The 14,173-nt window shown below is 39.9% G+C and carries 10 protein-coding genes and 1 other RNA gene; 9 read left to right on the top strand and 2 right to left on the bottom strand.

Going from position 1 to position 14,173, the window contains the following annotated elements; translation table 11 throughout:
• Positions 1 to 37 precede the first annotated feature (37 nt).
• The 3 genes from SMIDD28_RS02455 (at position 38) to SMIDD28_RS02445 (ending at position 5,494) form a co-directional block, all read left to right on the top strand.
• Positions 38 to 1,996 (top strand): peptide ABC transporter substrate-binding protein, encoded by a 1,959-nt coding sequence (locus SMIDD28_RS02455; RefSeq protein ID WP_061424442.1) that lies wholly within the window; start codon positions 38 to 40, stop codon positions 1,994 to 1,996.
• A 183-nt stretch (positions 1,997 to 2,179) separates the two neighbouring features.
• Positions 2,180 to 3,280 (top strand): UDP-galactopyranose mutase, encoded by a 1,101-nt coding sequence (glf, locus tag SMIDD28_RS02450; RefSeq protein ID WP_061424440.1) that lies wholly within the window; start codon positions 2,180 to 2,182, stop codon positions 3,278 to 3,280.
• Between the two features lie 234 nt (positions 3,281 to 3,514).
• Positions 3,515 to 5,494, top strand: coding sequence for a peptide ABC transporter substrate-binding protein (locus SMIDD28_RS02445; protein WP_061424586.1), 1,980 nt, complete (start codon positions 3,515 to 3,517; stop codon positions 5,492 to 5,494).
• Between the two features lie 352 nt (positions 5,495 to 5,846).
• On the opposite strand, the gene pbp1a is transcribed toward SMIDD28_RS02445, so the two are convergent.
• Positions 5,847 to 8,003, bottom strand: coding sequence for a penicillin-binding protein PBP1A (gene pbp1a / locus SMIDD28_RS02440; protein ID WP_061424438.1), 2,157 nt, complete (start codon positions 8,001 to 8,003; stop codon positions 5,847 to 5,849).
• Entirely contained in the window at positions 8,000 to 8,596 is a 597-nt protein-coding gene (recU, locus tag SMIDD28_RS02435; RefSeq protein ID WP_061424436.1) for a Holliday junction resolvase RecU, read from the bottom strand. The genes pbp1a and recU overlap by 4 nt, the downstream gene beginning before the upstream one ends.
• A 66-nt stretch (positions 8,597 to 8,662) precedes the next feature.
• Between recU and SMIDD28_RS02430 the strand changes: the two genes are divergently transcribed.
• The 6 genes from SMIDD28_RS02430 to gndA all read left to right on the top strand — a co-directional run bounded on the left by SMIDD28_RS02430 (position 8,663) and on the right by gndA (position 14,163).
• Positions 8,663 to 9,190, top strand: coding sequence for an SLOG family protein (locus SMIDD28_RS02430; RefSeq protein WP_061424434.1), 528 nt, complete (start codon positions 8,663 to 8,665; stop codon positions 9,188 to 9,190).
• A 69-nt stretch (positions 9,191 to 9,259) separates the two neighbouring features.
• Positions 9,260 to 9,601 carry a cell division regulator GpsB gene (gene gpsB / locus SMIDD28_RS02425; RefSeq protein WP_000146532.1) on the top strand — a complete coding sequence of 114 codons (342 nt, stop codon included), beginning with the start codon at positions 9,260 to 9,262 and terminating at the stop codon, positions 9,599 to 9,601.
• Positions 9,602 to 9,621: 20 nt separating this feature from the next.
• Positions 9,622 to 10,002, top strand: an RNA gene (gene rnpB, locus SMIDD28_RS02420) — RNase P RNA component class B.
• 84 nt (positions 10,003 to 10,086) lie between these two features.
• Positions 10,087 to 11,244 carry a THUMP domain-containing class I SAM-dependent RNA methyltransferase gene (locus SMIDD28_RS02415; protein ID WP_061424431.1) on the top strand — a complete coding sequence of 386 codons (1,158 nt, stop codon included), beginning with the start codon at positions 10,087 to 10,089 and terminating at the stop codon, positions 11,242 to 11,244.
• A 12-nt stretch (positions 11,245 to 11,256) separates the two neighbouring features.
• Positions 11,257 to 12,663: a cell division site-positioning protein MapZ gene (gene mapZ / locus SMIDD28_RS02410; RefSeq protein ID WP_061424429.1), complete on the top strand. Its 1,407-nt coding sequence runs from the start codon at positions 11,257 to 11,259 to the stop codon at positions 12,661 to 12,663.
• 75 nt (positions 12,664 to 12,738) lie between these two features.
• Positions 12,739 to 14,163, top strand: a complete 1,425-nt coding sequence (gene gndA, locus SMIDD28_RS02405; protein ID WP_061424427.1) for an NADP-dependent phosphogluconate dehydrogenase — start codon at positions 12,739 to 12,741, stop codon at positions 14,161 to 14,163.
• The last annotated feature ends 10 nt before the right edge of the window (positions 14,164 to 14,173 follow it).

The raw sequence follows: 14,173 nt of genomic DNA, 5'->3' as shown, positions 1-14,173 counted from the left end.
ATATATGTTATAAAAACTAACATAAAGGAGAAAGAAGATGAATACAAAAAAGCGTGTCCTTAGTGCAGGCCTGACTTTTGCGGCTGCTTTGCTTTTAGCTGCTTGCGGACAATCAGGTTCAGATACAAAAACTTACTCATCAACCTTTAGTGGAAATCCAACTACTTTTAACTACCTATTAGACTACTACGCTGATAATACAGCTATTATTACTAACCTAGTTGATGGTTTGCTTGAAAATGACAATCATGGGAATCTAGTTCCGTCTTTGGCAGAAGACTGGTCTGTTTCAAGCGACGGTCTGACTTATACCTACAAATTGAGAAAAGATGCCAAATGGTTCACGGCTGACGGTGAAGAGTACGCCCCAGTCAAGGCACAAGATTTTGTGACAGGTATCAAGTATGCAGTGGACAATAAATCACAGGCTATTGACTTGATTCAAAACTCGATCAAGGGCTTGAATGATTATATTACAGGAGCGGATTCTGATTTCTCTAAGGTTGGGGTGAAGGCCATTGACGACCAGACGGTTGAGTATACTTTGGCACGCCCAGAACCTTACTGGAATTCAAAAACAACCAATAGTATTCTTTTCCCGGTAAATGAAGAGTTTTTAAATTCAAAAGGGAAAGATTTTGGTACCCTATCTCCAGATAGTATTCTCTACAGCGGACCTTATTTGTTAAAAGATTTCACATCAAAATCATCGATCGAGTATGTGAAAAATCCGCATTACTATGATCATGATAAAGTATCAATTGAACATGTGAAATTGGCTTATTTTGATGGCTCAGACCAAGAATTGACCATCCGTAACTTTGAAAGTGGCGCTTATTCAATCGCTGGGGTTTATCCAAATAGTTCTAACTTCGCCAAGACCAAGGAGAAATATAAGGATAATATCGTCTATAGCTTGCAGGACAAGACTTCTTGGTATTTCAATTTCAACGTCAACCGTAAGGCTTACAATCACACTGCTAAAACGACAGATGAGCAGAAGAAGTCGACTGAGACAGCTGTTTTGAACAAGAACTTCCGCCAAGCAGTGAACTTTGCCTTGGACCGCACAGCCTATTCTGCCCAGTCAAATGGGGAAGAAGCAGCTAGCAAGACCCTTCGTAACACCCTAGTGCCTCCTACATTTGTCCAAGTAGGAGACAAGATCTTTGGAGAAGTAGTCGCTTCTAAATTGGTCAACTATGGCACAGAATGGTCAGGTATTAACCTGGCAGATGCTCAGGATGCCTATTTTAACAAAGAAAAAGCCCAAGCAAAATTTGCGGAAGCTAAAAAAGAATTGGCAAGTCAAGGTGTGACCTTCCCAATTCACTTGGATGTGGCAGTTGATCAGACAAGTAAAAATGCTGTGACAGGCATGAACTCAGCTAAGCAGACCCTTGAGTCAGTTTTAGGTGCTGATAACATTGTCATTGATGTTCAGCAACTTTCAACGGACGATTTTAATAACGTAGCTTTCTTGGCACCGACACCAGCTGATCGAGACTACGATTTGAACTTTGATGGTTGGGTAGGTGACTACCAAGATCCGTCAACTTATCTCAATCCTTTCAATGCAGAGGATGGCTTCTATCTCAAGATTTTTGGACTAGATGCCAAGGAAGACAAGGAAAAAATCACTAGCCTAGGTCTGGATACCTACACCAAGATGCTCAAAGATGCAGATAGTGAGAATAAAGATGTAGCCAAACGCTATGAAAAATATGCTGAAGCACAGGCTTGGATGATTGACAATTCTCTAATCATGTCAGCTATGTCAAGTGGTGGTACAGCATCTGTAACTAAAGTAACGCCATTTACAAGAGGCTATTCATTGGTTGGTATCAAGGGTGATGGCAATAACTACAAGTACATGAAACTGCAAAAAGATACTGTGACAACCAAACAGTTTGAAGAAGCTAAGATCAAATGGGAGCAAGAAAGTAAAAAAGCAATCGAAAAAGCTCAAAAAGAAGCAGAAAAACATGTTAAATAGTTAGAAATAGCCTTTTCAAGCAAAATCATAAAGACAAACATCAGTTTTGGTGCTTGTCTTTTTAAATCACTCGGCTATTGAAAACTGAGAAATGATTTGTTTTGTGCTAAAATAGATTGAAACTAAGATTCTCTCTTTTACTATAGTTAAGGAGATGCAAAGATAAATGATAAGGGAGAGACTATGTACGACTATCTAATCGTTGGTGCTGGTTTGTCGGGAGCAATTTTTGCTTATGAAGCAACCAAGCGTGGAAAAAAAGTAAAAGTTATTGATAAACGTGACCACATTGGTGGGAATATCTACTGTGAGAATGTAGAAGGAGTTAATGTTCATAAATACGGTGCCCATATCTTTCATACTTCTAATAAAAAAGTTTGGGATTATGTGAATCAATTTGCTGAGTTTAACAACTACATCAACTCGCCTCTAGCTAATTACAAGGGTAGCCTTTATAATCTACCTTTCAATATGAATACTTTCTATGCTATGTGGGGGACAAAAACTCCTCAAGAGGTGAAAGATAAGATTGCTGAGCAAACGGCACATATGAAGGCTGTTGAACCTAAAAACTTGGAAGAACAGGCTATCAAGTTGATCGGTCCAGATATTTATGAAAAATTGATTAAAGGATATACTGAAAAGCAATGGGGACGTTCTGCGACTGACCTTCCACCCTTTATCATCAAACGCTTACCAGTTCGTTTAACCTTTGATAATAACTACTTCAATGACCGTTACCAGGGTATTCCAATCGGTGGCTATAATGTCATTATCGAAAATATGCTCAAGGATGTGGAAGTAGAACTTGGCCTTGACTTTTTTGCCAATCGTCAGGAATTAGAAGCTTCTGCTGAAAAAGTTGTCTTTACAGGGATGATTGATCAATACTTTGATTATAAACATGGTGAGTTAGAATACCGTAGTCTTTGTTTTGAGCATGAAGTTCTTGATGAAGAAAACTATCAAGGAAATGCTGTTGTCAACTATACAGAGCGAGAAATTCCTTATACTCGTATTATTGAGCATAAACACTTTGAGTATGGTACTCAGGACAAAACGGTTATTACTCGTGAATATCCAGCAGATTGGAAACGTGGTGATGAGCCTTATTATCCAATCAATGATGAGAGAAACAATGCCCTGTTTGCTAAATATCAAGAAGAAGCAGCACGGAATGATAAGGTCATTTTCTGTGGACGTTTGGCTGATTATAAATACTACGACATGCATGTGGTCATCGAACGGGCTTTGGAAGTGGTCGCGGAAGAGTTGGGACAATAATGCAAGGATTCTGTCATTTTAGAATCTTTGCTACTTAAGATTTTTAGAAGTAAGGTCAACAAGATTCTTTTCTGCTTATCAGAAGAGAACCTATGTTGGCTTTTTTGGCATAAATGAACAATTTTATTTTTCAGAATATAGCAAATATAACAAATAACTCTTAAAATTCAGAAAATTCTATTGACAGGACTTGAAAAAGAGTCTATAATGAATAAAAAAACAAAGGAGAATACTATGAAAACAAGAAAAGTATTGGCTCTTGCGGGAGTAACCTTATTAGCAGCTGGTGTTTTAGCTGCTTGTTCTGGGGGTTCAGGCGCTCAAGGTGAAAAAACCTTTGCATTTACCTACGAGACACATCCAGATAATCTTAACTATTTGACAACTGGTAAGGCAGCAACTTCTGAGATTACTAGTAATGTGATTGATGGATTGCTTGAAAATGATAAATACGGGAACCTTGTTCCTTCATTGGCAGAAGACTGGTCGGTCTCTAAGGATGGCTTGACTTATACTTATAAGATTCGTCAGGATGCCAAGTGGTATACATCTGAGGGAGAAGAGTACGCTCCTGTTAAGGCTCAGGACTTTGTAACAGGACTTAAATATGCAACAGATAAGAAAGCAGAAGCCCTTTACTTGGTACAGGATTCAATCAAAGGTCTGGATGCCTATGCCAAAGGTGAAATCACAGACTTCGCTCAAGTCGGGATTAAAGCGCTTGACGACCAAACAATCCAATACACCTTGAACAAACCTGAAACTTTTTGGAATTCTAAAACAACCATGGGTGTGCTTGCGCCAGTCAATGAAGAGTTTTTGAATTCAAAAGGGGACGATTTTGCCAAAGCGACGGATCCAAGTAGTCTCTTGTATAACGGCCCTTATTTGCTGAAATCCATTGTGACCAAATCCTCTGTTGAATTTGCGAAAAATCCGAACTACTGGGATAAGGACAATGTGCATATTGACAAAGTTAAATTGTCATTCTGGGATGGGCAAGATACCAGCAAACCAGCAGAAAACTTTAAAGATGGTAGCCTTACAGCAGCTCGTCTTTATCCAACAAGTGCAAGTTTCGCAGAGCTTGAGAAGAGTATGAAAGACAATATCGTCTATACTCAACAAGACTCTACGACTTATCTAGTCGGAACAAATATTGATCGTCAATCTTATAAACACACATCTAAGACTAGTGAAGAACAAAAGACATCTACTAAAAAGGCGCTCTTAAACAAGGATTTCCGTCAGGCTATTGCCTTTGGTTTTGACCGTACAGCTTATGCCTCTCAGTTGAATGGAGAAACTGGAGCAAGCAAAATCTTGCGTAATCTCTTTGTGCCACCAACATTTGTTCAAGCAGATGGGAAAAACTTTGGCGATATAGTCAAAGAGAAATTGGTGAATTACGGGGATGAATGGAAGGATGTTAATCTGGCCGATTCACAAGATGGTCTTTACAATCCAGAAAAAGCCAAGGCTGAATTTGCCAAAGCTAAATCAGCTTTACAAGCAGAAGGTGTGACTTTCCCAATTCATTTGGATATGCCAGTTGACCAGACAGCAACTACAAAAGTTCAACGTGTCCAATCTATGAAACAATCCTTGGAAGCAACTTTAGGAACTGATAATGTTGTTATTGATATCCAACAATTGCAAAAAGATGAATTGCTTAATGTAACTTTATTTGCTGAAAATGCTGCTGGCGAAGACTGGGATTTATCAGATAATGTCGGTTGGGGTCCAGACTTTGCCGATCCATCAACCTACCTTGATATTATCAAACCTTCTGTAGGAGAAAGTACTAAAACATATTTAGGATTTGACTCAGGGGAAGATAATGTAGCTGCTAAAAAAGTAGGTCTATATGACTACGAAAAATTGGTTACTGAAGCTGGTGATGAGACTACAGATGTTGCTAAACGATATGATAAATACGCAGCAGCCCAAGCTTGGTTGACAGATAGTGCCTTGATCATCCCAACAACTTCTAAAACTGGTCGTCCAATCTTGTCTAAGATGGTACCATTTACAATACCATTTGCATTGTCAGGAAATAAAGGTACAAGTGACCCAGTCTTGTATAAATACCTTGAACTTCAAGACAAGGCAGTTACTGCAGATGAATATCAAAAAGCTCAAGAAAAATGGATGAAAGAAAAAGCAGAATCCAATAAAAAAGCGCAAGAAGAACTTGCAAATCATGTCAAATAAGAAAAAAGAGGCCGGACAAAAAGTCTGGCCTTTTGATATCATTCCTGAGACATCAGTTTGACATTTTGGTTATTGGTTCAAGCACTGCATTGAAGTAGTAGAACAGGCTTTTTAAGTCACGTCCCAGTTCATAGATAAACTACATAAACACAAGGTATCTTTTAAACAGTTTTCCCGACTATTTAACTTGTGTTTGGGATAAGGTTGCGATTGAGATAGCTTTGACAGTTTTTTAGTCTGTTAAGTTGTTTCTCTTCCTAATTTTAAAAGTTTGGCTTTATAAAAATTAAGATTCCACCATAAAAAACTGCATATAAAAAACTGAGAATAAATCCTCAGTTTTTTATATATTTTATTGTTGTCTTCGTGGATTTTGTTGGGGTTGATTTTGTTGTTGAGAATTTGCAGATGAGTTTGGTTGCGTTGCATTTGGATTGGTAGTGCCATTTGTATTTTCATTTGAAGAGCTTTCGCTTTCAGTTGTTGAAGTTGAACTTGAGCTAGAGCTCTCTGTAGTCGAACTTTCTTGAGTTGACTGTGGAATCCAGTTGCTACGTGCCCCATTCTTGAAGATGTAATCACCACTTCTATGAAGTCCTTCAGGCATTGTCCAATCACCTGGGTTATCATCCTCTGAGAGATATGCCATCATTGAGCGGTAGATATTTGCAGCGACTCTAAATCCATCTCCTACGATTGGAGTGAGACGGTTTGAATAACCGGTCCAAACGGCCATTGAATATTTACGGGTATATCCTACAAACATTTCATCAGGTGTAACATAATCGTATCTCTTAATGTAATTTTCAATTTCATCATCTGTATAGTTTGATGTACCAGTCTTACCTGCTTGTGGAAGCCATGATATATAGGCGTCTGTACCAGAGTATAATACAGTTTTCATCATTTCGGTCATCATGTAGGCAGTTGTTTCTTTCATAGCGCGTGAACCTGGGTCAGAGAATTCTTTCGAAGTTCCGTCACTAAAGACAACTTTATTGATATACATTGGTTTGTGGTAGATACCACCATTAGCAAAGGCAGCATAAGCAGCAGCCATTTTCTCACTACTTGCTCCGTACTTTTTGTTTGACTCAGTCGTGTTACTTGAAATTGCATTTGCGTATACCATAGTTGGATAATCAATGCCTAATCCATTTAGGAAACCTTTTGCTTTATCGAGTCCAACTCTATCGAGAGTTTCAACGGCTGGGACATTACGCGATTGTTGGATAGCAGTTTGAAGGGTGATGTTACCATAATACCCCCTATCCCAGTTGTAGAGTGGAGTGCTAGTACCTGGGAAGTTATATGGTACATCCTTAAGCATATAAGCAGTTGAGTCATAGATATCGTACTCAAGTGCAGGTGCATAGTCCGTAATTGGTTTCATAGTTGAACCCCAGTCACGGTTTGTTTCCACTGCTTGGTTAGTACCAAAGGATACATTGCTAGCTTGGTGACGAGACCCGAGTTGGGCAATAACTTTACCATTTGATACATCAATGATAGTAGAGGCTGCTTGGATATCATCATCAGGATAGTTTACGTATTGATCAGTATTATAGACGTCCCAAAGGCGTTTTTGTACCTCTTGGTCAACGTTTGTATAGACTTCCATACCTGTTGTTAATAGATTATAACCTGTCTCTTGCTCTACTTGGTCAATAACTTCTTTAAGATAGTTATCCATGTACGGTGGATAGCTATTAACAGATTTTAGACTTTGAAGTCCATCTGTGATTGGGGTATTGATTGCTGTTTCATATTTCTCGGCTGTAAGGTAGCCTTGCTTTTGCATTTCTGACAAAACGAGGTTCCGTCTTTCAAGGGCTGCTTCAGGGTTAGAATAAGGATCATATTGATTTGGAGCCTGTGGCATACCTGCTAAAAGTGCTAGCTGAGGAATGGATAAGTCTTTGAGGTCCTTACCATAATAGTTTTCCGCAGCTGTCTGCATACCATAGTTACCATTTGACATGTAAACCTTATTGACGTAATAGGTCAATATTTCTTGCTTAGTTGCAGTTCGCTCTAGTTGGATAGCTAACCAAGCTTCTTGAACTTTACGGGATAGGGTTTGATCAGCTGTCGATGTTGAAAAGTAAGTTAATTTAATTAACTGCTGAGTCAAAGTTGATCCACCTTGAAGACCACTATTGCTTCGAAGGTTACGAAGGAATGCTCCTGCTATACGAATGCTATCAATTCCTCTGTGGTTAAAGAAACGGTGATCTTCGATAGAGACAATCGCATTGACAAGATCAGTAGGAATGTCACTACTTTGAGCATTGACACGACGTTCAGCACCCAAATCTGCGATTAGTTCATTTTTGCTATCATAAATTTTACTTGATGTAGTTGCAACAAGTTTACTCTCGGAAAGTTCAGGAGCCTTGTTTGCATAGTAAAGAAAGACACCGCCACCAAGCAGGAAAGCTGCGATAAATAAGCTAATCACACCAATGCCGAGGTATTTAGCTATTCGCAGGATAGTTTGTTTGTTCATCTTGTTTTACCACCTAATAAATGTTCTTTGATAACATTGAGATAGGGAATTTGAGGGAAGGCACCAGCCTTGATTTCATATCCATATTCTCGAATATATCCAAGTGGCATTGATTTTTGTCCCTTATCATGATGATAGAAGCGAATCAAATCGAATGCCGGCAATAAGTAGGTTTCTTGCAGAGAAGAAAAGTGAAGAAGGACAAAGCAGATTCCTTGTTGGGCAAGGACTTGTTCCATATGCTGAATCTGATGTGGATGAAAATTTTTCATCGGAATCGCACGTTTTTGTTTTGTTTCCTTGGCTTCAAAGTCGATGTAATATCCATTATAAACGCCAGAATAGTCCGTCGTTGAAGCTTGTCGAAAATAGGCCTCAACAATCTTGGCACGACTTCGTTGTGGATAGTCCACTCGTACAATTTGAATAGGAGTTGGTTTCTTGTGTATAACAGCCAAGCCTTGAGACAAATAGTAGTCGTTGGTAGCATTGATCATCTTTTCAAAAGACATTCCTCGATTTGCGAAATTTTTGGGTTGAGAAAGAGATGTTTGTCTTTTTTGTGATGAAAGTTTATGTGGATAGTTGACCATAATTCTCCTTATTGGTACAATAACATCACTCTATTATACCATAAATTTGCACAGAAAGGGTTAAAAATGGCTACAGCTTTGGTTTTAGGCTATTCTGCTTTTGATTTGGGTTTGTTTTCTGACAAGGATCCTCGTCTTAAATTGATTAAAAAAGCGATACGTAAAGATTTAGAGGCTATGGCAGCAGATGGGGTGTCTTGGCTTGTATTTACAGGGACTTTGGGTTTTGAATATTGGGTTTTAGAGGTTGCTCAGGAGATGAAAACCGAGTACGGTTTCCAGTTGGCCACCATTTTTGCTTTTGAAACCCATGGGGAAAATTGGAATGAAGGCAATCAGATGAAACTGAGTCGCTTTAAGCAGGTAGACTTTGTCAAATATGCCTATCCTCGTTATGAACATAAGGGGCAGTTAAGAGATTACCAGCAGTTTTTACTGGAAAACACGAACAGTTCCTATCTTTTTTATGATGAAGACAATGAAACGAAACTAGCTTATTTTTACCAAAAGATGAAAAATCAAGAGGACTATTTTATAAAGAGATTAACATTTGATCAATTAAATGAACTTGCTGAAAATTTTTCCGAAAATTGAAGCTTTGACCTTGATTTTTGTTTGCCTTTTTTTATATAATAATACTAGCAAGCGAGAATGGAGAGAGACATGGCAAGTATTATTTTTTCAGCAAAAGATATTTTTGAACAAGAGTTTGGACGTGAAGTCCGTGGGTATAGCAAGGTAGAAGTTGATGAGTTTTTAGACGATGTCATCAAGGACTATGAAACCTATGCTGCCTTGGTCAAGTCACTTCGTCAGGAGATTGCGGATTTGAAGGAAGAATTAACTCGTAAACCGCAAGTGAGTTCGGCTCCAAGTCCTAGTCACCCAGATCCAATTGATGTGGCAGCTTCATCTTCTATGACGAATTTTGATATTTTAAAACGCTTGAATCGTCTTGAAAAAGAAGTATTCGGTAAACAAATTTTAGACAATACTGATTTGTAATTCAGGTCTTGTTACATGCAATTTTTGGATAATCGCGTGAGGAGAATTGCTTCTCATGAGGAAAGTCCATGCTAGCACAGGCTGTGATGCCTGTAGTGTTTGTGCTAGGCGAAACCATAAGCCTAGGGACGAGAAATCGTTACGGCAGTTGAAATGGCTAAGTCTTTGGATAGGTCAGAGTAGACTTGAAAGTGCCACAGTGACGGAGTCTTTCTGGAAACAGAGAGAGTGGAACGCGGTAAACCCCTCAAGCTAGCAACCCAAATTTTGGTCGGGGCATGGAGTACGCGGAAACGAACGTAGTATTCTGACTGCTATCAGCTAGAGCTGTTAGTGGTAGACAGATGATTATCGAAGGAAGTGGTCCTAGTCACTTCTGGAACAAAACATGGCTTATAGAAAATTGCATATAGGTTGGGGCTGAGAAATTTTCTCAACCTCATTTTTTAAAGTGGACATATAGAAAGGTCTTGCAAGACTGTAACATGAAAAAAGAATTTAATTTAATTGCAACTGTGGCAGCAGGGCTTGAAGCTGTTGTAGGACGTGAAGTGCGAGAGTTGGGCTACGATTGTCAGGTTGAAAATGGACGTGTTCGTTTTCAAGGAGACGTGAGAGCTATTATCGAAACCAACGTCTGGCTTCGGGCAGCAGATCGTATCAAGATCATCGTAGGAACTTTCCCAGCTAAGACTTTTGAAGAGCTGTTTCAGGGAGTTTTTGCTTTAGATTGGGAAAATTATTTACCACTCGGAGCTCGGTTCCCGATTTCAAAAGCCAAATGTGTTAAGTCCAAACTTCACAATGAGCCCAGTGTACAGGCTATTTCTAAGAAAGCTGTTGTCAAGAAATTGCAGAAACACTATGCTCGACCAGAAGGTGTTCCTCTGATGGAGAATGGCCCAGAGTTTAAGATTGAGGTCTCTATTCTCAAAAATGTGGCAACTGTCATGATTGATACGACCGGGTCTAGCCTCTTTAAACGTGGTTATCGTACGGAAAAGGGTGGCGCTCCTATCAAGGAAAACATGGCGGCAGCCATTTTACAACTCTCTAACTGGTATCCAGATAAGCCTTTGATTGATCCGACCTGTGGTTCAGGAACTTTCTGTATCGAGGCAGTTATGATTGCTCGAAAGATGGCACCAGGACTTCGTCGCTCTTTTGCATTTGAGGAGTGGAACTGGGTCAGCGATCGCTTGATTCAGGAAGTGCGTACAGAAGCGGCTAAAAAAGTAGACCGTGAGCTGGAACTGGATATTATGGGCTGTGATATCGATGCACGTATGGTGGAAATTGCTAAAGCTAATGCTCAGGCAGCTGGTGTTGCAGAAGACATTACTTTTAAGCAGATGCGCGTGCAGGATTTACGTTCTGATAAAATCAATGGCGTGATTATCTCCAATCCGCCTTATGGAGAACGTTTATCAGATGATGCAGGAGTTACCAAGCTCTATGCTGAGATGGGGCAAGTATTTGCACCGCTGAAAACGTGGAGTAAGTTTATCCTAACTAGTGATGAAGCCTTTGAGACCAAGTACGGTAGTCAGGCGGATAAGAAACGTAAGTTATACAACGGAACCTTGAAAGTGGATCTGTATCAATATTTTGGTCAGCGTGTTAAACGCCAAGAGGTAAAATAGAAAGGGATACTCATGAGTAAGAAAAGACGGAATCGTCATAAAAAAGAAAACCAAGAACCGCAATTTGATTTTGATGAAGCAAAAGAGCTAACAGTTGGTCAAGCGATTCGTAAAAATGAAGAAGTGGAAGCAGGAGTCTTGCCTGAGGATTCCATTTTGGACAAGTATGTTAAGCAACACAAAGATGAAATCGAAGCAGATAAGTTTGCGACTCGTCAATACAAAAAAGAGGAGTTAGTTGAAACTCAGAGTCTGGATGATTTAATTCAAGAGATGCGTGAGGCTGTAGAGGAGTCAGAAGCTTCTTCGGAGGAAGTTCCATCTTCTGAAGACATCTTACCACCCTTGCCTCTGGATGATGAGGAGCAAGGCTTGGATCCTCTATTGCTAGAGGATGAAAATCCAACAGAAATGACTGAAGAAGTGGAAGAGGAGCAAAACCTTTCTCGTCTGGAACAAGAAGACTCAGAAAAGAAAAGTAAAAAAGGCTTTGTTTTGACCGCTTTGGCGCTTGTATCAGTGATTATCTGTGTCAGTGCTTACTATGTTTACCGTCAAGTGAATCGCTCGACCAAGGAAATTCAAACTTCTCAATCAGCTACAGCCAATCAATCAGATGTGGATGATTTTAATACACTTTATGACGCCTTCTACACAGACAGCAATAAAACGGCTTTGAAAAATAGCCAGTTTGATAAACTGAGTCAACTCAAGAACTTACTTGATAAGCTGGAAGGTAGTCGTGAACATACGCTTGCCAAATCGAAGTATGATAGTCTAGCAACGCAAATCAAGGCTATTCAAGATGTCAATGCTCAATTTGAAAAACCAGCTATTGTGGATGGTGTGTTGGATACCAATGCCAAAGCTAAATCTGATGCTAAATTTACAGATATTAAAACTGGAAATACGGAGCTTGATAAAGTGCTAGATAAGGCAATCAGCCTTGGTAAGAGCCAGCAAACAAGTACTTCTAGCTCAAGTTCAAGTCAAACCAGCAGTTCAAACTCTAGTCAAGCCAGTTCAAATACTACTAGTGAGACAAGCCCAAGTAGCTCAAATACTGCCTCAAATGAAACTAGGAGTACTCGCAGTGAAGTCAATATGGGTCTATCAAGTGCAGGAGTTGCTGTTCAAAGAAGTGCCAGTCGTGTTGCCTATAATCAGTCTGCTATTGATGATAGTAACAACTCTGCCTGGGATTTCGCGGATGGCGTTTTGGAACAAATTTTAGCGACTTCACGTTCACGTGGATATATCACTGGCAACCAATATATCCTTGAACGTGTCAATATCGTTAATGGTAATGGTTATTACAACCTCTACAAGCCAGATGGAACCTATCTCTTTACCCTTAACTGTAAGACAGGCTACTTTGTCGGAAATGGCGCTGGTCATGCGGATGACTTGGACTACTAAGCAGTCGTTACAAAATTCTTTCTTTTCAAAAGTAAAAATGATAAAATAAAACAAATCAAACAAGAGGAGTGTCAAATGACAAAAGCTAACTTTGGTGTCGTAGGTATGGCCGTAATGGGTCGTAACCTTGCCCTTAATATTGAATCTCGTGGTTACACAGTTGCTATCTACAACCGTAGTAAAGAAAAAACTGAAGATGTAATTGCTTGCCATCCTGAAAAGAACTTTGTGCCAAGCTATGATGTTGAAAGTTTTGTAAACTCAATCGAAAAACCTCGTCGTATCATGCTGATGGTTCAAGCTGGACCTGGTACAGATGCTACTATCCAAGCCCTTCTTCCACACCTTGACAAAGGTGATATCTTGATTGATGGCGGAAACACTTTCTACAAAGATACAATCCGTCGTAGTGAAGAATTGGCAAACTCAGGTATCAACTTTATCGGTACTGGAGTTTCTGGTGGTGAAAAAGGTGCCCTTGAAGGTCCTTCTATCATGCCTGGTGGACAAAAAGAAGCCTACGAATTGGTTGCGGATGTTCTCGAAGAAATCTCAGCTAAAGCACCAGAAGATGGCAAACCATGCGTGACTTACATCGGTCCTGATGGGGCTGGTCACTATGTGAAAATGGTTCACAACGGTATCGAGTATGGGGATATGCAATTGATCGCAGAAAGCTATGACTTGATGCAACACTTGCTAGGCCTTTCTGCAGAAGACATGGCTGAAATCTTTACTGAGTGGAACAAGGGTGAGTTGGACAGCTACTTGATCGAAATCACAGCTGATATCTTGAGTCGTAAAGACGATGAAGGCCAAGATGGACCAATCGTAGACTACATCCTTGATGCTGCAGGTAACAAGGGAACTGGTAAATGGACTAGCCAATCATCACTTGACCTTGGTGTTCCATTGTCACTCATCACTGAGTCAGTATTTGCACGTTACATCTCTACTTATAAAGAAGAACGTGTCCATGCTAGCAAGGTTCTTCCAAAACCAGCTGCCTTCAAGTTTGAAGGAGACAAGGCTGAGTTGATTGAAAAGATCCGTCAAGCCCTTTACTTCTCAAAAATCATTTCATACGCACAAGGTTTTGCACAATTGCGTGTAGCTTCTAAAGAAAACAACTGGAACTTGCCATTTGCAGATATCGCATCTATCTGGCGTGATGGCTGTATCATCCGTTCTCGTTTCTTGCAAAAGATTACAGATGCTTACAACCGTGATGCAGACCTTGCAAACCTTCTTTTGGATGAGTACTTCTTGGATGTTACTGCTAAGTACCAACAAGCAGTGCGTGATATCGTAGCTCTTGCAGTTCAAGCTGGTGTGCCAGTACCAACCTTCTCAGCAGCTATTACTTACTTTGATAGCTACCGTTCAGCTGACCTTCCAGCTAACTTGATCCAAGCGCAACGTGACTACTTTGGTGCCCACACTTACCAACGTAAAGACAAAGAAGGAATCTTCCACTACTCTTGGTATGACGAAAAATAAGTAGGTCTGC

The sequence above is a fragment of the Streptococcus mitis genome, from assembly GCF_001579045.1.
GTDB classification, from domain to species: domain Bacteria; phylum Bacillota; class Bacilli; order Lactobacillales; family Streptococcaceae; genus Streptococcus; species Streptococcus mitis_D.
This window is presented reverse-complemented; position numbering and strand designations above follow the sequence as displayed.